This is a genomic window from Mesorhizobium amorphae CCNWGS0123, from assembly GCF_001686985.1.
In the GTDB taxonomy this organism is placed as follows: Bacteria; Pseudomonadota; Alphaproteobacteria; order Rhizobiales; family Rhizobiaceae; genus Mesorhizobium; species Mesorhizobium amorphae.
In genome coordinates this window covers 5,877,786-5,897,206 of the sequence record NZ_CP015318.1, presented here as the reverse complement: position 1 = coordinate 5,897,206, position 19,421 = coordinate 5,877,786, and the positions used below count along the sequence as shown (strand labels likewise).

Below are 19,421 nucleotides of genomic sequence, written 5' to 3'. Positions count from 1 at the left end.
CAATGGGAGAATGACAGTCATGCTGAAAACGAAAGGTTTGGGTCTTGGCGCCATGGTGGTGCTTGGTGCCCTGGCAACCGCCGCGTTCGCGCAGGAGAAGCCCGTCGCGGGCGAGGTCAAGGAGGGGTCGCTCAAGGGCAAGACCCTGACGCTCGTCTCCTTCGGCGGCATCTATCAGGACGGCCAGGTGGCCGCGCTGAAGGAGTTCGTCGACAAATCCGGCGTCACCTTGCTCAATGACGGACCGACCGAGATCGCCAAGCTGCAGGCCCAGGTGGAATCGGGCAATGTGACCTGGGACGTGGTCGACACCGCCGATTTCCCGCCCTACGTCTATTGCGGCAAGCTGTTCCAGAAGCTCGACTTCTCCAAGCTCGACATCTCGCATATTCCTGAGGGTCAGGTCAGCGATTGTTCGGTGCCGGCGATGAACTATGGCGTCGTGCTGATGTACAACACCGAGAAGTACAAGGATAACCCGCCCAAGACCTGGGCCGACTTCTTCGACACCGCAAAGTTCCCGGGCGTGCGCGGCATCGACGGCTCCGGCGACTTCACGGGCGGTCTCCTGGAGCAGGCCCTCAAGGTCGGCGGCGGCGATCCGAAGGCGATGACGGTTGCCGATATCGACAAGGCGATCGATGTGGTCCGCAAGCTCGGCCCCGACACGATCTACTGGAAGACGGGCGCGGAATCACAGCAGCTCGCCGAATCCGGCGAGGCTGACATGCTGATGATGTGGACCGGCCGCGCCATGACCGCGGTCAAGAACGGTGCCAAATACGCGCCGGCCTGGCAGGACTGGCTGGTGGTGATGGATCAGATGACCATTCCCGTCGGCGTCAAGGACACCGACGCGGCTTACGCGCTGCTCAACGCTTACCTCGGCAAGCAGTCGCAGGAGGTACTGACGCAGACGACCTCGTATACGCCGATCAACAACGAGGCGCAGCCGAAGGTTGATGCCTCCGTCGCCGCCTTCCTGACCAACACGCCCGAGCGCCAGAAGCAGGGCGTCAAACAAAACATCAAGTTCTGGGTCGAGAACTTCCAGGTGGCGCAGGAGAAGTGGTCCGCGCTGATGGCGGGCAACTAAGCGACGGACGGAGAGACAGGCCGTGAGCGCGTCCGAGCCGACAACTCAACCCGCAGCCGAGGGGCGGGCGGGATGGGCGTGGAGGCCGTATGCGCTCACGCTGCCGGCTTTGATCCTGCTCGCCGCCGTGATCGGCTATCCGCTGCTCACCATCGTGCTGCGCAGCCTGTCGGAGCCCGAATGGGGCGTGCAGAACTATGTCTGGTTCTTCGGTGCGCCGATCAACCTCACTGTGCTCCAGCGGACCTTCGCCATCTCGGCATGGGTCACGCTGGTGTGCGTGGTCTGCGCATATCCCTATGCCTACCTCATGACCGCGGTCGGCCCCCGTGTTCGGCTCATGCTGGTGCTGTGCGTGCTGATCCCGTTCTGGGTGAGCGGCGTGGTGCGCACCTTGTCCTGGGTGATCCTGCTGCAGGATTCGGGCGTCATCAATTCGTTGCTGCGGTCGGTCGGGTTCAGCGGCGTCCGGCTGATCCGCACCCAGACCGGCGTGGTGATCGGCATGGCGCAAGTGCTGTTGCCGTTCATGATCCTGCCGCTCTATTCGGTCATGAAAGGCATCGACCTCAGGCTGATGCGGGCGGCCGAAAGCCTTGGCGCGAGGCCGTCCCGCGCCTTCTTCACAGTCTATCTGCCGCTGTCGCTGCCGGGCGTCTATGCCGGCGCGATGATCGTCTTCATCCTGGCGCTGGGCTTCTACATTACGCCTGCCTTGCTCGGCGGCCCACGCTCCACAATGCTGTCGACGCTGGTGCAGAACCAGGTGCTCAGCCTGCTGCAATGGGGCAGGGGCGGCGCGATGGGCGTGGTGCTGCTCGTCGCCACCTTCGTGCTCCTGGCGCTCGCGGCGCCGGTGATGCGGTCGAGGCACCGGGAAGCGGGGCGCCGCTGATGGAGATGAAGCCGCTCACCCGCGTCCTCCTCGGCCTCGTCTGCCTGCTGGTGGCTATATGGCTGGTGGCGCCGACGCTGGTCGTCGTGCCGATGTCGTTCAACGCCAACAAGTCGCTGGCATTTCCGCCGCAAGGCTTTTCGTGGCAGTGGTACCAGAACTTCGCCACCAACCCGGAATGGTCGACCAGCTTCCTGAATTCGCTGAAGGTCGCCTCGATCGTCGCGGTGCTGGCGACGGTGCTCGGCACGCTCGCGGCCTTTGGTCTGGATCGCATGAAGGCGCGGCCGGCGAACCTGTTGCGGATGCTGATGCTGACGCCGATGGTGGTGCCGGGCGTGGTGCTGGCCATCGGCATCTACGCCGTCTATCTCGACACAAAGCTTGTCGGAACGCTGCTCGGCTTCGTGCTTGCCCACACCATCCTTGCGCTTCCCTTCGTGCTGATCGCCGTCTCGGCCAATCTCGAAGTGTTCGACAGGCGCCTCGAGACTGCGGCGGCGAGCCTCGGCGCGGGAGCGCTGACCACGTTCCGCACGGTGACGCTGCCGCTGATCCTGCCCGGCATCCTGTCGGGCCTGCTCTTTGCCTTCGCTACGTCCTTCGACGAGATCGTCGTCTCCCTGTTCATCACCAATCCCTACCTCAAGACTTTGCCCGTACAGATATTCGCCTCCATCACGCGCGACGCCGACCCGACGGTCGCGGCCGTCGGTACGATCCTGCTTTTCGCCACCACGATCCTGATCGGCGGCGGCATGCTTCTTCTTGGCCGCGAGCGGAAGGGACGCCTATGAACCCGGGGCAGGCGAGCAGAGGCGCGGCGATCGACCTGGAGTCCATCACCAAGGCCTATGGCGGCTTCAAGGCGCTGGACGGCGTCTCGCTGCGGATCGAGCCGGGCGAGTTCATGACGCTGCTCGGCCCAAGCGGCTCGGGCAAGACGACGACGCTCAATGTGGTGGCCGGCTTCACGGATGTGACCAGCGGCAAGCTTCTGGTCGGGGGAAAAAGCGTGGTCGGCGTGCCGGCGCACAAGCGCAATATCGGCGTCGTCTTCCAGCACTATGCGCTGTTTCCGCACATGACGGTCGGCCGCAACGTCGCCTATCCGCTGACGCTGCGCGGCATCGACCGGGCGACGCGGCAAGCGCGCGTGGCAAGAGCGCTCGACATGGTCAAGATGGGCGACTTCGCGCATCGTTATCCGAGCGAACTGTCGGGCGGCCAGCAGCAGCGCGTGGCACTGGCCCGCGCCATCGTGTTCGATCCGCCGCTGCTCCTGATGGACGAGCCGCTTGGCGCGCTCGACAAGAAGCTGCGCGAATGGCTGCAGCTCGAGATCAAGCGCATTCACCGCGAGCTTGGCACCACCTTCGTCTATGTGACGCACGACCAGGAGGAGGCGCTGGTGCTGTCGGATCGCATCGCGGTGTTCAATCGCGGGCGCATCGAGCAGATCGGCACCGGCCGCCAGCTCTATGACGAACCCGCAACGCTCTTCGTCGGCCGCTTCATCGGCGACTCCACTGTGCTGCGCGGAGAGGCGCGAAGCGATGCTACCAGCACCGCGCTGCGGATCGCGGGCGAGACGGTGACGGCGCCAAGGCGGCTCGCGGGCGAGGCCAGTCCGGTGATGCTGCTGCGCCCCGAAAAGCTAGCCATCGGCCGGCCCGGTCAAGGTGTTGCAAGCGGCACGAACCGGCTGTCGGGCATGATCGCTGAAGCCATCTATCTCGGCTCGGGATCGAAATACGAAGTGCGGCTCGCTGACGGCTCGTCCGCGATCGTGCGCTCGCCGCTGACCGGCGAAAGTTTCGGCCTCGGCGAACAGGTCGAGCTTTGCTTCGACGGAGCCGACGCCAAGCTGCTGGCCGACGACAGCACGGCCGACACGACACTCACCTGACCCACCTGAAAGTCATCCCATGCAAGCCAAGCGTAACGGCGACATATCGTTCTGGTATGCGGATCTGGGAGCGGTTCCCGCTCCCCGGCCACCTTTGCCCGGCAATATCGAAGCCGATGTCGCGATTGTCGGCGCCGGCTATACCGGGCTGTGGACCGCCTACTACCTGAAGAAGGCGAGGCCTTCGCTCAGGGTCGCGGTGATCGAGCGCCAATTTGCCGGGTTCGGTGCGTCAGGCCGCAATGGCGGCTGGCTGTCGGGCGGCTTCAGCTGGTCGCGCGAAAAATATCTCAAGACGTCGAGCCGGCAAGGCGTGATGGCGATGCAGAAGGCCATGGCGGGCTGCGTCGACGAAGTGATCCGGGTGGCGACAGCGGAAGGCATCGACGCCGACATCCGCCGCGTCGACAATCTGACGGTGGCCACCAACCCGGCGCAGCTCGAACGAGCACGCGAAGAGTGCGAGACGATCCGCTCATGGGATGTCGACCCCGGCCGCGTCGAGATGCTGGATGCCGCCGCGACGCGGGCGCGCATCAACGTCCGAAATGTCATGGGCGGCTTTGTCGTCCACGGCCAGGCGCGGGTGCAGCCGGCCAAATTGGTGCGCGGGCTTGCCGCCGCCGTCGAGCGGCTGGGTGTTTCGATCTACGAACAGACGACGGTGACCACAATCGCCAAGGGCAGCGTGACGACCAACCGTGGCATAGTGCGGGCGGAAACCATCATCCGCGCGACGGAGGGCTTTACCGCCGGCATCCCCGGTGAGGAGCGGACCTGGCTCGCGCTCAACAGCGCCCAGATCGTGACCGAACCGTTATCCCCTGAACTCTGGCGCGCCATCGGCTGGGACGGGCACGAGCTTCTCGGCAGTGCCGCCCATGCCTACTGCTATGCCCAGCGCACGCGCGAGGGGCGCATCACCATGGGTGGCCGCGGCGTGCCCTATCGCTACGGCTCGCGCACCGACATCAACGGACAGACGCAGCAGGCCACGATAGACCAGCTGCATGCGATCCTGACCAGCCTGCTGCCGCAGACGGCGGGATGCCGCATCGAGCACGCCTGGTGCGGCGTGCTCGGCGTGCCGCGCGACTGGTGCACGACGGTCGGCCTCGACCCCGCGACCCGCATCGGCTGGGCGGGCGGTTATGTCGGGCTCGGCGTCTCGAGCTCCAACCTCTCGGGGCGCACGCTTGCCAACCTGATCCTCGAAGAGGATACGGAGCTTACGCGCCTGCCCTGGGTCAACCGCAAGGTGCGGCGCTGGGAGCCGGAGCCCTTCCGATGGCTGGGCGTGCACGCGATGTACCAGCTCTACAGCATCGCCGACCGTCGCGAAGCCGCCGGGCTCGCGCAAACCTCGAAGCTTGCCGCTTTGGCGGACAGCATCACAGGCCACTAAAGCGGTTCGGGGTTTCATAGAATCGCCGAACCGCTTTTGCTATTTGTTTTCACGCAATTCCGGACGGAAAACCGTTGCCCACCTTCCTGGAATTGCTTTGATCCAAGGAGCCCAACTTGATCGATCTCTCGACTTTCCACGACCTCGCCAAGGCCGATATCGGTGCGTTCTCGCCCAAACCGACCTCCATCGAGGGAGATCAGGTCGAGGCTGTTCGCTCGTTCTTCCAGTCGCCCGACGGAAGCATCGATATCGGCATCTGGGAATGCACGCCCGGCCGTTTCACCGCCGATCGTTCGGGCTCGTCGGAAATCTGCCACATCATCTCGGGGCGTGCTGAAGTGAGCCGCGCCGACGGCGAGATGCGTGAGCTCGGTCCAGGCGATCTCCTTGTCCTTCCCCAGGGGTGGAAGGGCGAATGGCGCATCCGTGAAACCACGCGCAAGCTGTACATGATCCAGACCGGCGGCTGATCGACATCGGCTTTAATGTTCGATCGGCCCCTTGGGCATGACAAGCGCGGTGCCGGCGGTCGTCGGCCGCTCGATCATGCGCCGGACATGAGGCGGCTCGCTGCCGCTGTGCAGCGCCCGTATGCGCTCGCCGATGACGGCGTCGGCATGGGTGGCGCGCCTGTTGTGGCGGATGTATTCGAGCCAGGTCGGCGTGTGGTAGTGCTCGATCCAGATCACCGGGTTCTCGAGGTCGCGCGCCAATGTCCAGTTGCGGGCGCCGTCGCGGCGGCGGATGCGGCCGCGCTCGGCCATGGTGGCGAGGAACTCCGGCACATCCTCGTCACGGATGATGTATTCGATCATGATGGCGATCGGGCCGCTGCGCGGCTTGAGGTCGAGCCCGAGATGCGGCTCCTTGAAGCGGTTGAGCGGGTCGAGATTGAGCACCGCCTGCTGCGGCAAAGGCAGCAGCAGGCCGATGGCGCCGCCCGCCAGCATGGCGATGCTTGCCACGATCAGCGCGGTCTCGGCGCCATGCGCGTCGGCCACGACACCCCAGATCCAGCTGCCCAGAGCGATGCCGCCGAAGGTCGCCGTCTGGTAGACCGAGAGCACCCGGCCGACCACCCAGCGCGGTGTCGACATCTGTACCGTGACGTTGAAATGCGACAGCGCGATCACCCAGCAGGCGCCGCCGACGAGCAGTCCGAGCGAGGTCTGCCAGGCGTGGTCGCTGAAGGCGGCGTTGAAAGCGCAGAGGGCGAAGCCGGCAAAAGCCATGCGCACCATCGTCTCGCTCGACAGCAATTGCCGCAGCCGCACGCTGATCAGCGCGCCGCCGACCGCGCCGATGCCGAAGGCGCCGAGCATGATGCCATAGGTCAGGGCGTCGCCCTTGACGACATCGCGCGCCACCAGCGGCAGCAAGGCGAGCACCGCGCCGGCGCTGAAGCCGAAGGCAAAACCCCTGACCAGGACCTTCCCGATGTTGGGCGACATCGCGACATAGCGCAGGCCGGCGCCCATCGCCGCTCCCAGCGTCTCGCGCGGCAGCGTCGACACCGGCAGCTCCGGCTTCCAGCGAAACAGCACGATGATCAGGCCGACATAGCTTATTGCGTTGGCGGCGAAGGCAGCGGCAGCGCCCGCGGTGGCGACGATGATGCCGCCGATCGCCGGGCCGACGCTGCGCGTCAGATTGAAGCCCAGTGAGTTCAGCGCGACGGCCGCCGGCAGCTTGGCGCGCGGCACCATATCGCCGACCGAGGCCTGCCATGACGGATTGTTCAGCGCCGTGCCGCTGTCGATCAGGAAGGTGAAGGCAAGCAGCGTCCACGGCGTGATCAGGCCGAGGTAAGTGAAGACGGTCAGGAGCACTGAAACGACCAGCATGAAGGTCTGTGCGACCAGCATGACCTTGCGACGGTCGAAGCTATCGGCGATGGCGCCGGCAACCAGCGCAAACAGCATGATCGGCAAGGTGGTCGAGGCCTGGACGAGCGCGACCTGGTAGGACGAGGTGGCGATCGAGGTCATCATCCAGGCGGCACCGACGCCCTGGATCAGGCCGCCGAAATTCGACACCAGGCTGGCCGACCATACCGCCCGGAAAATGCCGTGCCGGAAAGGTGCCAGCGCCGAGACGCGTTCGCTGCCCGGCTCGTCATCGATCATCAATGCTGTCCCGCCTGATTACGTCCGTTCCCTCGGCTGTCATGCCACCCACGCAGGTAGGCGCGGCAGCGCGGGAGGCGAATACCTCTTCAAAAAAAGATCATGGTCCAACAACAGGATAGCACGGCAAAAATACGTCGGACGCAACTAATCCAAAGGTCTTGGCGCTCTGGACCAATTCAGGCCTGGTCCCGCGTCCCTCGCAGCGGCGTACAGTGCGTCGTTGAGGGTGCCCGCTGCAGCTGGTCGAAGATTTCAGGCAGGCTGAATGGTACCTGGCGAAGGCGCTGGAATTTCCGCGCGGGCCTAGAAGCCGCTTTCGATGCGCTCGAAGATAACGTTGGTGAAGGCCGATATCTGGCCGCCGATAAACGGACCGGTCAGCGCCACCACCAGCATGATGGCGACGATCTTGGGGACGAATGTGAGGGTGATTTCCTGGATCTGCGTCAAGGCCTGGATCAGGGCGATGCCGATGCCGACCGCCATCGCCACCAGCACTACGGGAGCGGATGCGGTCAGTACAGTCCACACCGCGTATTGGACGATATCGAGGGCGTCTGCCTCGTTCATGGCACCGGCCTCGGCTATAGTTCGCGACTAGCTCGCGGCCTTGACCGAGACGCCCGAGGTCACGGGAATTTCCGTGCCGTTCGCCAGCACCGCGATAAGGCCGCTGCTGGCGAGGCGCACCGACGCCACGGTGCCTGACGTCTTGCCGTCGGCCGAGGTTATCGAACGGCCGATCAGGGCATCGGCCTGCGACAAGGCCGAGGACTGCATGATCTGGTCGAGCTTGGTGTTGGTCTGCACCGATTGCTCGACCTGCGAGAAGGTGGCGAGCTGGGCTACATACTGCGTCGAATCCATCGGCTTGGTCGGATCCTGGTTCTTCATTTCGGCGATCAGCAGCTTCAGGAACGACTGATAGTCGACCGCTGTCTTGGAGGTCGACGTGGTGGTCGAATTGGCGCCGGTCGGTATGGTGGTCGTCATGTCAACGGTCATTAGTATCGGGCTCCCACGGCCAGCGGGCGCGGCGCACCCGCAACATCGTCATTGCCGCCAAGCGCGCGGCGTTCGAGCGGATAAAGCGCACGGATCGCCTTCAGCGCCTCATAGATATGGTCTTCGCCGACCATGCGGTCGATCTGCTTCAGCGCGCTGCAGATCCGCTCGTCCTCGAAACTCGCCAGCAGCATGGGCAGCGAGCGGCGGAACATGTCGCGCGCCTCGGAGGCCGCCTGCGGATTCATCAGCATGACCTGCAGGATGAAATAGAGCTGCTTGAGCGGAGTCGACGCCTCGTCGGCCTGGATGACATGGCTTTCGAGCAGGAACTGCACGTCGTTCATCAGCTCGATGGCGACCTTGCGGTCGACGCGGATGACGGCGCCGTTGATGTAGATCTTCTCGTTCGGCTTCAGCGATATCTTCAGCGTGTTGGTCATTGAATGCCGTCCCGGATGATCTGGGACACTTCGATAAGGCCTTCGAAATTGTTCGTGCGACCCTGGCGGATGTCCTCGGCTTCGCGCAGCAGCCACAGGCCGATGGAGATCAGGTTGGCGCGCAGTTCCTTGGGCAGGGCATTGTCGCTGGAGCCGAGATCCTCGACAAAGGTTGTCCATACCCGGTTGGTGAAGTGCAGCGCCTCGGCTGCTTCCATCGAACCATGGCCGACGGCCGCCGCCGCCGCGAGCATGTCGATCGAGCGGGTGAGCAGCTGCCGCTCCCGGTCCTTCGCGTCGGCGACGGAGTCGGTCTGGATGTCGGCGTAGGAGAATTGGTACATCTTGGGAGCTCTGCCGTTCCGGTGGGTGGTTTCAGGTCAGGTAATTCAACAGGCTGAGTTGCTGCAGGCGCGCCGTCAGCGCGAAGGACGTCTCGATATGCTGCGTCAGGTCGGCGACGCGGGTCGCGGCCTCGGCGGGATCGACGCCTACGAGGTCGATGATATGCTTCTCGAACAGGTCGACCTGGGTTTTCATGCGATCGGTGGCGTCGGACACGCGCTTCTGGGCAAGGCCGGCCTCGGACTGCACCTGGACCAGCCCGCCGATGGCTTCGCCGACCAGCGTCTGGGCGCGGCTGGTGACCGCAGTCCTCGCCGCCTGGCTGATGGTGCTGCTCGAAAGCAGGCTGGTGACCATGGCCGATGCCATGGCGAGCTTGCGGATGCCTTCTTCGTTGGCGCTGACCGAGGTTTCGGTGGTTTCGTTGAGCGCAATGCGGCTGGTGATCTGCTCATCGGTGGCGTTCGACCAGGTGCCTTGCCAGCCCGCGCCGAGGAACTGCGGCTCGACGCTGGTGGTGATGAAATCATCCATCTGGGCAGCAGTGATGCTGGCTGCGGCCGGATCGTCCTGCGCGAAACCGAAATAGGCGACGAAGGAAGCGTCGAAGGCAGCCTTGGCGGGGGAGCCGGTGGACGTGAAATCATCGATCGGCTTGACGTCGGTGTTGGTGCCAGCGAACAGATATTCGCCATTCACGCCGGTGTTGAGGATTCCCGTCATCTGCTGCAGCGCCGAGGCGCCGGCGGCCCGCGTGATGCTGGTCGAGGAATCGCCGGATACGGCGCTGGTCAGGGCCGAGAGGAAACTCTGGGCGACATCGGAGAGCTGGCCAAGCGAATCCTGGGTCGATGTGAGCCGGGCGGCGACCAGCGCATTGGAATCGATGATGCCGTTCAGCCGGTCGAGATCGCGCTGGAAGGTCACGGCCTGGGTCGTGCGTCCGCCAAGCGCCAGTCCGACATCGGCGACCTGACCGGTCGACGATTCCTTCGTCGCCTTGACCAGGTCGGCCTGCATGCGCATCTGCTGATAGCGCATGGCATTGGACAATGCAGCTGAGGAGACGGATGTGGCTTTCATGGATTATCCCACGGCATCGAGCAGGGCTGACAGCATGTCGTCGACAGTCTTCATCATGCGCGCCGAGGCCTGATAGGTGTGTTCGAGATCGAGCAGCAGCGACATTTCCTGGTCGACATTGACGCCGGTGTCGTTGGACAGCGCCTCGGCCGTGCGCGTGGCCAGCGCTTCCTTGGCGTCGGCGGTCGTCGAGGCCTGCTGGCGCACGCCTTCGAACCAGCCGATGGCGTTGGCGGCATAATCGGAGACGCTGGATGTCGTCGTGATGCCGGCGGCGGCATCGAAGGCCATCGGCTGGTCGAGCCTGTCGCCATAGGCGATCAATAGGTCGGAATAGGATGAGCCGCTGGTGTTGAGGATATAGGCCGCGCCGTTGGCGCCGCCGTCGCGCAGCAGCGCCGGGTCACCGCCGGCGCTCGGATCCATCGCCGTGTTGACGCTGATCGAACCGGCAAGGCCATTGACCAGCGTACCGGCCGCCGGCACGGCGGGCGCGCCGGACCAGGTGAACAGGCCGGCCGCATCGGATTGCGACGGCGCGTTTTCGGCGAAGGCGGTGATGAGACCGCGCGCGGTCTCGTCGAGCTGGCTCTGCATGGTTGCGGCGACGCTGTCGCGCAAAGTGATCAGGCCGGCGAGCTTGCCGACGGCGCTGGTGTTGTCGCCGGTGCCGGCGGAGACCGGGACGTTGTCGATATAGATGGTGTTGCCAGGGGTGCCGGCGGTGTAGCCGGCCGACGGAGTGAAGCTCACCGAGCGCGGCACGGTCTCGAACAGCGTCGTGCCGTCGGTGGTGGTGATGACCATGTCGTTGTCGCCGCGCGTAAAGGTCGAGACGGGGACATACTCGGCAATCTTCTTCAGCAGCGCGTCGCGCTGGTCGAGAGCGTCGGACACGTCGGTGCCCGAACGGGTTCCGGAGATGACGGCCTTGTTGGCATCCTGGAACTGGCTGAGCAGCGAGTTGAGGTCATCGACGGCGGTGGCGATCTGGCTGTCGGTCTGGGTGCGGAAATCCTGGATCGCCGTGGTGCCGTCGTTCAGCGAGCGTACGACATCCTTGGCTGCGTCGATGACGCTGGCGCCGAGATTCTGGTTGGACGGCGTCGTCGCGTAGAGCTGCAGCGCATTCTGCAAATTGGCGATCGCGGTCGAAGGCGAGGAGGCGTTGTCGACACCGTTCACAGCGAGATCCAGCTGGTCCATGCCGCTGTAGAGCGCGCTCTGGCCGCTCCATGCCGAGAGCGCGCTGAGGTTCTGGCGAAACAGCAGGTCGTTGGCCGCCCGCTGGATCTCCACGGAACGGGCGCCGGGCGCCGTGCTGGTGATGACCGCGGTGCGGCGGGCGTAGTCCGGATTGGAGGCATCGGCGACGTTGCGGGAGACGATGCTGGTCTGTTTCGACGTGGCCAGAAGCGACGACTGGGCGATGCTCAATGCGGAAGACAGCGACATGCGGCTCTTTCACGGGCTGACGCCCGTCGGTTATCTCTTCAGGTTGACAAGGACATCCATCAGGTCGGAACCCGTCTGGAAGACTTTCGAGTTGGCGGTGTAGCTGCGCTGCGCCGCGATCATGTTGGTCAGTTCCTCGGCGATGTCGACGTTGGAATTCTCGAGCGCGCCGGAGACGATCGCGCCTAGCTTGCCTTCGCTGGCGAAACCGATGCGTACCGCGCCCGAATCCGCGCTCTGCGAATAGACATTGCCCGGCAAGGCGGTAAGGCGGTCGGGGCTGGTCACATCAGCCAGCGGGATCTTGTACAGCGGCTTGGTGGAGCCGTCCTCATACTGCGCGTAGATGACGCCATCCGAGCCGATATCGATCTTCTCGATAGTGCTCGGCGCGTTGCCGTTGACCTCAGCTTCCGAAACCGTGTAGCCGGTGCCGAGCTGGGTGAGCTTGGCCAGATCGAGGTTCATGGCCGCGCCGTTCGGCACGGTGAACGACACGCTGTCAACGGCGCCGGTGAGCTTGCCGGTGGTGGTGTCGAAGGTCAGGTTGGCCGAACCAAGCGCGCCGCCCGTATAGGGGAAGGAGGTGCCGGCGGTGGCCTGGGACTGGTCGAAAACCGAGACTTCCCAGGTGCCGGTTCCGGTGTTGGTGAAATAGACGTCGAGCAGCACCTTGTTGCCGAGATTGTCGTAGGCGACCAGCGACGATTTCGAGGTGTATTCGGCCGTCGGGCTGTTGGTGGAGGGCAGGGCGCCGGAGGGCGGGGTGGAGTTCGCCGGCAGATTGCCGGTGAAGGTGCCCTCGGTGCTGGGTGTTGCCGTCATCTCCTGATCGGAGATCTGCACCGGCACGAGGCCCTCGAAGCCGTTGGCGGTGGCGGCCGGCACGCCGTTGGCGTAGCTGTAGGCCATCAGCTGGTAGCCGGCGGCATTGACCAGCTTGCCCTCGGCATCCGGAACGAAGGCGCCGGCGCGTGTGAGGAAGGGCGTTCCGCTCGGATCCTGGACGACAAAGAAACCATCGCCATTGACCGCCAGGTCCGAGACCGAGGTGGTGTACTGGAGCACACCCTGGGCGCTGATCGAGGACCGGATCGTGGTGGTGACGCCGCCCGAATTGTAGGCTCCGCCAGTGCTCGGCATCACCAGCGTCGAGAATTCGGCGGAGGAGCGCTTGTAGCCGGTGGTGTCTGAATTGGCGATGTTGTCAGCCACAGCGGACAGGCGGTTTGCCTGCGCGTTCATACCGGAAACGCCGGTTCGCATCATTCCGTAGAGGCTCATCGAAACGTCTCCTCAATCCCCGCTACAGGGGAGCCCATGACAGTGGCCGCGAGCCTATGTGTTGTGTCTTGCGCGAGGCTGGCGCGGACCCGTGGCATCAGAACACCAGCCGGTAGCCAAGGAAGCGCTTGGAATCGATCGGGTCGTGGCCGAGTTTTTCGCGCAGCTTCTTGCGCAGCTTGCTGATGTGACTTTCCACAACGTTCTCCTCGACCTCCTCGTCGAAGATGCCGTAGATGGCGTTGAAGACCTGGGTCTTGGTTACGCGCCGTCCGCGATTGCTGGCCAGATATTCGAGGATACGGCGCTCGCGGCGCGGCAAGGGCAGCGGCTGGCCGTCGATCTCGGGATCGCGGCCGTCCATGAAGATGCGCATCGAGCCGACCTCGGTATAGGGCGCGTCTTCCTGCGCGCGGCGGCGGATGGCGGTGATGCGGGCCAGGATCTCGCGGATGTGAACCGGCTTGCGGATGACATCGTCGACGCCGCTCTCGAACAGCCGAAGCGTGTTTTCGAGCGAGTGCTGCTCGCTCAGCGCAATGACCGGAGCACCGGTGCGGTCGCGGATTTGGCGTGGAGAAATCGCGCCTTCCCGGCAGTCGCCGATGAGGAAGGCCCTGACCGAGCGCAAATCGGTGTCGGCCGCCGAGTTCACCCATTCCCCGAATTCGCCCGGAGCGAAGCCTGCACAGGCGACGCCTTCGCGATCGAAAAGTGAGTTATAGCCTTCAGTTACGAGCTCACGCTCGTCAACGATCACGATCATCGGCCCGCCCTCCGAATCAGCTCATTTGCCCCGTGGAAAAAGGCGTATCCGGTGGCGGGAATCCTGAACAACCGTCATTTCTTGTAGCTATTTTCTTGGGAGTTTTTTTGGGACGCGTAAATAAGCGCGGTCGCATGGGTGCATCGGCGATGTATCGGCAGCCGCGTCTTGCCAGTGCGCGGCTGCCTCCAGCAGGGCTGAGAAAGTCGGCGAGGCTGTCGCGCGATTGGCAACTATGGGTTGCAGAAATCGCGAGCGTTGGGCGTCCATTTCCCGAAATCGGTGGCGACCATGTTGGCGATGACGCGGCAGACATAGATCTTCTGCGCGGGATCGTTGTCGGGCCCGGCATGGTAGCGGGCCACCGCCATCGACCAGGTCAGGTGACGGGCATGGAGGCTGGCCAGGAACCGCGCCGCGTAGTCGACGTTCTGGCGCGGATCGAGCATGTCGGCGACGCTGCGGAAATGCGAGGCGTGATAGTGGTGGTTGATCTGCATGCAGCCGAGATCGATCAGCGTCTTGCCTTCGCGGCGGGCAGTCTCGAACGTTGCCAGGGCCTCGGTCCGGCTCCTGGGGAAGACAGCTTTTCCTTCTATGTTCAAAGCGTTAGGCTGGAGGCTGCCTCTCTTTCCAGTCTCGGTCAGTCCGACGGCATAGAGGATGCCGGCGGGCACGCCGTAACGGTCGGCGGCGCGCAGGATCTCCGGCTCGCAAGGGTTGCCGGCCGCTTTCGCAGCGCCGGCGGTGACGCTAGATAAACATGCCGTCGCCAGTGCGCTCGCGAGCAGGCGAAACAGCACGGCCGATTTCCTGTGCGTCATTGGGGTAGTTCCTTCCCGGCTGCTGACCACCGGAACCGGCATTGCCGCCGCTCGGGTCGCCGGACTGAAAGGCGGACTGTTCACGCCCTGTCGACATCGGCAGGGAACTGCTTGCATCGGCGCGGGCGGCCGTGGGGACTGCTATCGAAGGTTGCAGGATCGCGACCTTGTCGACGTCGAAACCGAGCCCGCGCAACGACTTGACGATGGCCTCGCTGTCGGCCGCCAGACGGCGGTATGCCTCATGGGTTTCGGGCTTCAGTTCGATCGAAAGCTGCTCGCCGGCAAGCCGCAGGCTGGCGGTGACCATGCCAAGCTCGGCCGGGTGAAGCTCGATCTTCAGAATATGTGTCGGAACGGCAACAGAGCTGGCCATCTGCGGGCTCGCGGAGGCCGTCGAAAAGGCCTGACGCAGGCCGCCGTCGGACGCGATGGCGTCGATCAGGACCGATGTCGTCTGGCTCATCGGGCTTTGCGCTGGCGCCGGGAAGCTCTGCTCGGCGACGACGTCGATGCGTGCGGTGGACGTAGCCTGTTTTCCCTGTTCGGAGGGCATCGCCGATCTGATGGCGTCAAGGCTCTTCGACCCAGGCGCGGGCCGTTTTGCCGGCGATGCCGGCACGTCCGTCGCGACCTTGTCCTTCGACGGGATCGTAATGTCGTCATCTGGACGCGGCGGCCCCTTGAGGACGGAGCCAACGACGTCCGGCTGCCGGAGCTGTCCTGGAAGGCTCACGCCGTTGGCGATGCGTTCGGCCTTTGCGATGGAGCCGACATCGCGCGCATCGGAGCCGGAGCTTGAGCGGGATTTCTTCAAGGAGGAAAGCTGTTGCTGCGCGGGCAGTGGCTGGCTTTCGAGCGTCGGCTCGGCTGTCTCCCCGTTAGCCGTGGCCGCGCTTCCTTCCGCCTTGGCCGCCGCCGAGAATTGCCGAATGTCATGCAGGGCCATCAGCAACGGCAGGCGGTCCTGAAGCGATGCCACATTCGCGCTTTGCGCGGCCGGTTCCGCGTCGTCACTGGCCTTGCCCGTATCAGTATCGGCATCCGCCTTCGCGATCCTGCCGGCGGGCTGTTTCGGCGAAGCGGCCCTGGCTGGCGGCTCGTGGTCGGGCTGCGCCTTGCCAAGGTTCACCGACGCACCCTTGGCCCATCGTGCGCCGTGCGGCCCGGCGTCGTTCGGCTGGCTTTCCGGTCCGGCCGGCTTTTCGGTGCCGCGCACCATGTCGTCGAAGCTTGACGTCTCGCTGCTGCCGTTCGTCGCCGCCGCCTTGGATGGCGCGCGCGTGGAAACAAGTCCCGGAAGGGCCTGGCCGAGGCTTGTGGTCATTTCGGAGCGGCTCCAAGCATCTGGTCGATCAGGTCGAGTTGATGGCGGGTGTTGATCATCGCCGCGTCGGTGGGATCGTGCGGATCGAGGCCGCCGGCCGATGCCGATGCCGATTGCGGCACCGGCGCATCGGTGGACGCGGATGCGACAGCCGGTGCAGCGGCAGGCGCGGAGCCGTGCGCCGCCGCCGGGGAAGCAGAAGCCGCTGACGACGTATCCGGCGGCGCGGCGGCTACGGCCGGCGCCTCCGACGGCACTGCGGCAAGGGTCGATGCTTCGGCTGCCGGTTGCTCGGACATCACGCCTTCGACCGGCGGCAGGCCGGCCTCGTCGGATTTGTCCGTTGCGGCGATTTCGGTCTCGGGTTTCGGCGCGGCGGCAGGGCCGGGTTGTTGGGCGGGAAGAGGGGCGGGCGGCGCGACCACTTCGCCGGCAATGGCTTGCGCGGCATCGAGCAGGTCGCGGTCGCTTTGCGAAAGCCTGCTGCGGTCGATCTTGCCCAGCTTGGCGCGCACGTCGTCGATTGTGCCCGACGTCACGGTGGACAGGCTGGAGTAGAGCTGGGCGCGCGGATCGTTCTCGTTGTTGTTGCCGTTGCGGCCCTGCTCGGCCCTGGCCGCGGCAAAGGCGGAGAGATCCGTCAGTCCGTCGATCGCCGCGCGGCGAGCGATACGCAGATAGATCACCTTCTCGCGTTCGGGATCCATCATCGCGGTGATGTCGGCGAGCTTGTCCTGGCTGATCGCCATGTGCAGCGTGATGATGCCCGAAACGAAGGAGTCAGCGAACTGGCTGGCATAGGGCGAATAGAGATAGCTCGCGACATACTGGGTGGAAGCAAGCGCGAAGCGCGCCGCGTCTCCCTGCGCTGCAGCGATGCCGACGGAGCGGCGAAGTGCTGCTTCCTCGACCAGCGTGCCGGGGCTGAGCAGGCGGGCGTCGTCGAGCAGGGCGAGTGCCTCGGCCGGCTCGTCGGTGGCGAGCAGCGAGCCCTTGACCAGCGCGACGAAAGCGCCGAGGTCGCTCGGCAGCGTCATCGGGTCGATCGGCTTCAGTGCCTCTATCGCCTTGGCGGGCCGGCCGTTCAGATAGTCGATGATAGCCTTGGCGATGGCATGGCTCTGCGGATCGGCTTCGGCGCGTGAAGTCGCCGCCTCGACCGTGACCGGGTTGCCGCCGCTCATGCCGTAGACGAGCAAGGCGCGGAAATTCTTCGGCTCCCTGAAATCTTCGGCATCCGCCGCGCGCAGGCGCGTGTCGACCATTTCCAGAAGCTTGGCCTGCATCGGCAGCGCCGCATGATCGCCCGCGGCGATACGGTCCTGCACGAGCTGCAGCGAGCGCACCAGTTGGTAGGGTTGCAAGGCCTCCTCCGCGAAGCCGGTCGAGGGCGGCCCGGCGGTCAGCAGCAGCAGGCCGATGGCGCGGCCGATGATGGTCGCACCTCTCATCCGCCGCTCGTCATCAGGATTTCGATGCGGCGGTTCGCGGCCGACATCGGATCGGCTGGATCCTTCGGCTGACGGTCGGCAAAGCCCGCGACCTCGGTGATACGGCGCTCGTCGACGCCGCCGCGCACCAGCATGTAGTAGGCGGAGTGGGCACGCGCCGTGGACAGCCGCCAATTGTCGTAGGTGTCGCTGCGGAACGGCCGTGCGTCGGTATGGCCGTTGATGCTGATCGTGCCCTTCTGGCCGTTGACGATGCGGCCGATCTTCTCCATCGCCAGCACCAGTTCGCGCCTCGGCATGGCCGAGCCGATCTCGAACATGCCGAAATCGAGCTGGTCGGTGATCGAGATCACGACACCCTTGTCGGTTGCCTCGACCGAGACACCGTCACGCAGCTTGTCGCCCGGCTTGAAGGCCTCGCCCAGTTGCTGCTTGACCTCGGCCGCGGCCTTGACGGTGGCGGCGCTCGGCGCCTTTTCGCCGGCATCGGTCCTTGCGGTCTCCTCGGCCTTGACGGTTTCGACCTTTGCCGCGGGCTCGGTCTTCGGCGCCGGCTCGGCCTTCGCCATGGTTTCGGGTTTTGCCGCTTCGGTCTTTGCCGTCGACGCCGTTTTCGGCTCCATCTTGTCCGGCGCGGATTTTGCCAATGGCTCGAGCGGTGCAGCCGTCACGGGCGGCGCCGGCGGCACGGCCTTGACCTTCGGCACCTGACTTTCTGCAACCTTGTCGCCGGCCTTCACCGGATCGCCTTCGATCCTGGTGCGTTCGGCACTTGCCTCGGCGCCGGGCGCGGCCACCTGCTGCGACCAGAAGTCCGGCGCGAACGGATCGCGGTAGGATACGCCGCCGGAGGCACCGGTCGCCGGGCCGGAATTCTGCACCCCGCCATCGCCCTTCTCGCTGACGTTCTGCATCACGCCGGTGTCGGCGGCGATCTCCGACAGGACCGCGTAGGGGTCGGCAAACATCTGTTCGTCGGAGCGGTCCGATGCCTGCGAGGATTCCTTGGCCTGCCTTTTGTCGGAAGATCCGGCGGCGCCCTGGCCGTCCTCGCCGGCCTTGCTGACCCCGTCCTGCGGATTGTCGGCCGTCAGCCCGACCTTGCTCGGGCCATCGCCGACATCTTCAAGCCCCTTGCGGCTGGAATTGCGGTCGATCAGCTCGACCGGGTTGAAGTAGCTGGCGACGGCCGCCTTGGTCTGCTCGTTGGCGGCGTTGATCAGCCACATGACGAGGAAGAAGCACATCATGGCGGTCATGAAATCGGCAAACGCGATCTTCCAGACGCCGCCATGATGGCCATCGTCGTGGTCGTCATGATTGCGCTTGACGATGATGATCTCGTGCCTGGCTTCGCCGGCCTCGACAGCGCTCATGACAGGATCTCGGACAGGGAACCCGACCATTCTGCGATGCGCGTCTCGAAGACCGTTTCATCGATGGCAACGGTCAGGTCGAAACCTGGGCTCTCGACAAAGTCGAGTTGCGCAGCGCGCGGGCCGAGAGAGGTCTTCAGCGTTTCGAACAGCGAAAGAGGGCCGCGCACGGAGATGCGCACTGCCTCGGAATCGGCGACGGCCTCGCCGATGGTGCGGGCAAGAGCCTCGATCGAGCGCTTCTGCAGGTCGTCGGTGACGATGCCGCCGACGATGCGGCCGACCGTAGCGCCGACGAGCCCGGTCAAGCGTGCCTCCATCACCTCGATGCGCTCGGCGACGGCGGCGCCGAGATCGCCGCCGAAGCTGTCGAGGAAGGCTTTCGCCTCCTCGGCATTGGCCTGGCGCTCGGCGTCGAGCGCGGCCTGATGGTCGACGGCAAGGCGCGCTTCCAATGCTGCTTCGGCCTCGGCGACGGCTTCGGCGATCAGCGTGCCGATATCGGCCTGGGGCGCGGGCGCTTCCGGCTTGCGCTCGGCTTCGCTCGTGGCCTGAGGCTGAGCGCCGCGCTGGGCACGCGTGCCGAAATCCGGCAGGAGATCGAAGAGGGCGACTGAGGCCATGG

20 protein-coding genes are annotated in these 19,421 nt (G+C 65.0%); 6 read left to right on the top strand and 14 right to left on the bottom strand.

Annotated features, from left to right (window positions below; genetic code table 11):
* Window positions 1–19: 19 nt before the first annotated feature.
* The 6 genes from A6B35_RS27725 (at window position 20) to A6B35_RS27700 (ending at window position 5,778) form a co-directional block, all read left to right on the top strand.
* Window positions 20–1,096, top strand: a complete 1,077-nt coding sequence (locus tag A6B35_RS27725) for an extracellular solute-binding protein (protein WP_006199406.1) — start codon at window positions 20–22, stop codon at window positions 1,094–1,096.
* 22 nt (window positions 1,097–1,118) lie between these two features.
* Window positions 1,119–1,991, top strand: a complete 873-nt coding sequence (locus A6B35_RS27720; protein ID WP_040581740.1) for an ABC transporter permease — start codon at window positions 1,119–1,121, stop codon at window positions 1,989–1,991.
* The gene (locus A6B35_RS27715; protein WP_006199404.1) at window positions 1,991–2,788 is read left to right on the top strand and encodes an ABC transporter permease; all 798 of its coding nucleotides are present in this window, start codon (window positions 1,991–1,993) and stop codon (window positions 2,786–2,788) included. The genes A6B35_RS27720 and A6B35_RS27715 overlap by 1 nt, the downstream gene beginning before the upstream one ends.
* A complete protein-coding gene (locus A6B35_RS27710) occupies window positions 2,785–3,900 on the top strand; it encodes an ABC transporter ATP-binding protein (protein WP_006199403.1) in 1,116 nt (371 codons plus the stop codon). Before A6B35_RS27715 ends, A6B35_RS27710 begins: the two co-directional genes overlap by 4 nt.
* Window positions 3,901–3,919: 19 nt before the next feature.
* Window positions 3,920–5,305, top strand: a complete 1,386-nt coding sequence (locus A6B35_RS27705) for an NAD(P)/FAD-dependent oxidoreductase (RefSeq protein WP_040581739.1) — start codon at window positions 3,920–3,922, stop codon at window positions 5,303–5,305.
* 116 nt (window positions 5,306–5,421) lie between these two features.
* Window positions 5,422–5,778 (top strand): cupin domain-containing protein, encoded by a 357-nt coding sequence (locus A6B35_RS27700; RefSeq protein ID WP_006199400.1) that lies wholly within the window; start codon window positions 5,422–5,424, stop codon window positions 5,776–5,778.
* Window positions 5,779–5,790: 12 nt separating this feature from the next.
* Here A6B35_RS27700 and A6B35_RS27695 read toward each other — a convergent pair whose 3' ends face one another.
* The 14 genes from A6B35_RS27695 to A6B35_RS27630 all read right to left on the bottom strand — a co-directional run bounded on the left by A6B35_RS27695 (window position 5,791) and on the right by A6B35_RS27630 (window position 19,419).
* The gene (locus A6B35_RS27695) at window positions 5,791–7,434 is read right to left on the bottom strand and encodes an MFS transporter (protein WP_065518294.1); all 1,644 of its coding nucleotides are present in this window, start codon (window positions 7,432–7,434) and stop codon (window positions 5,791–5,793) included.
* Between the two features lie 306 nt (window positions 7,435–7,740).
* On the bottom strand, window positions 7,741–8,007 hold the full coding sequence (gene fliQ / locus A6B35_RS27690) for a flagellar biosynthesis protein FliQ (RefSeq protein WP_006204067.1): 267 nt from the start codon (window positions 8,005–8,007) through the stop codon (window positions 7,741–7,743).
* 27 nt (window positions 8,008–8,034) lie between these two features.
* Window positions 8,035–8,442 carry a flagellar hook assembly protein FlgD gene (gene flgD, locus A6B35_RS27685; protein WP_006204068.1) on the bottom strand — a complete coding sequence of 136 codons (408 nt, stop codon included), beginning with the start codon at window positions 8,440–8,442 and terminating at the stop codon, window positions 8,035–8,037.
* Window positions 8,442–8,885, bottom strand: a complete 444-nt coding sequence (flbT, locus tag A6B35_RS27680) for a flagellar biosynthesis repressor FlbT (protein WP_006204069.1) — start codon at window positions 8,883–8,885, stop codon at window positions 8,442–8,444. The genes flgD and flbT overlap by 1 nt, the downstream gene beginning before the upstream one ends.
* Window positions 8,882–9,229, bottom strand: coding sequence for a flagellar biosynthesis regulator FlaF (gene flaF, locus A6B35_RS27675; RefSeq protein WP_006204070.1), 348 nt, complete (start codon window positions 9,227–9,229; stop codon window positions 8,882–8,884). Before flaF ends, flbT begins: the two co-directional genes overlap by 4 nt.
* A gap of 31 nt (window positions 9,230–9,260) precedes the next feature.
* Entirely contained in the window at window positions 9,261–10,313 is a 1,053-nt protein-coding gene (locus tag A6B35_RS27670; protein WP_006204071.1) for a flagellar hook-associated family protein, read from the bottom strand.
* A 3-nt stretch (window positions 10,314–10,316) separates the two neighbouring features.
* Complete coding sequence (gene flgK / locus A6B35_RS27665) at window positions 10,317–11,768, bottom strand: flagellar hook-associated protein FlgK (RefSeq protein WP_006204072.1); 1,452 nt, start codon at window positions 11,766–11,768, stop codon at window positions 10,317–10,319.
* 30 nt (window positions 11,769–11,798) lie between these two features.
* A complete protein-coding gene (locus A6B35_RS27660) occupies window positions 11,799–13,052 on the bottom strand; it encodes a flagellar hook protein FlgE (RefSeq protein WP_006204073.1) in 1,254 nt (417 codons plus the stop codon).
* A 97-nt stretch (window positions 13,053–13,149) separates the two neighbouring features.
* Window positions 13,150–13,818, bottom strand: coding sequence for a response regulator transcription factor (locus tag A6B35_RS27655; RefSeq protein ID WP_006204074.1), 669 nt, complete (start codon window positions 13,816–13,818; stop codon window positions 13,150–13,152).
* A 233-nt stretch (window positions 13,819–14,051) separates the two neighbouring features.
* Entirely contained in the window at window positions 14,052–14,642 is a 591-nt protein-coding gene (locus A6B35_RS27650; protein WP_050900789.1) for a transglycosylase SLT domain-containing protein, read from the bottom strand.
* Window positions 14,572–15,864, bottom strand: coding sequence for a flagellar hook-length control protein FliK (gene fliK / locus A6B35_RS27645; protein WP_244897055.1), 1,293 nt, complete (start codon window positions 15,862–15,864; stop codon window positions 14,572–14,574). The genes A6B35_RS27650 and fliK overlap by 71 nt, the downstream gene beginning before the upstream one ends.
* Window positions 15,865–15,965: 101 nt before the next feature.
* Window positions 15,966–17,420 (bottom strand): hypothetical protein, encoded by a 1,455-nt coding sequence (locus tag A6B35_RS27640; RefSeq protein WP_006204077.1) that lies wholly within the window; start codon window positions 17,418–17,420, stop codon window positions 15,966–15,968.
* The gene (locus tag A6B35_RS27635) at window positions 17,417–18,796 is read right to left on the bottom strand and encodes a MotB family protein (RefSeq protein ID WP_006204078.1); all 1,380 of its coding nucleotides are present in this window, start codon (window positions 18,794–18,796) and stop codon (window positions 17,417–17,419) included. Before A6B35_RS27635 ends, A6B35_RS27640 begins: the two co-directional genes overlap by 4 nt.
* On the bottom strand, window positions 18,793–19,419 hold the full coding sequence (locus tag A6B35_RS27630) for a hypothetical protein (protein WP_006204079.1): 627 nt from the start codon (window positions 19,417–19,419) through the stop codon (window positions 18,793–18,795). The genes A6B35_RS27635 and A6B35_RS27630 overlap by 4 nt, the downstream gene beginning before the upstream one ends.
* Window positions 19,420–19,421: the final 2 nt, after the last annotated feature.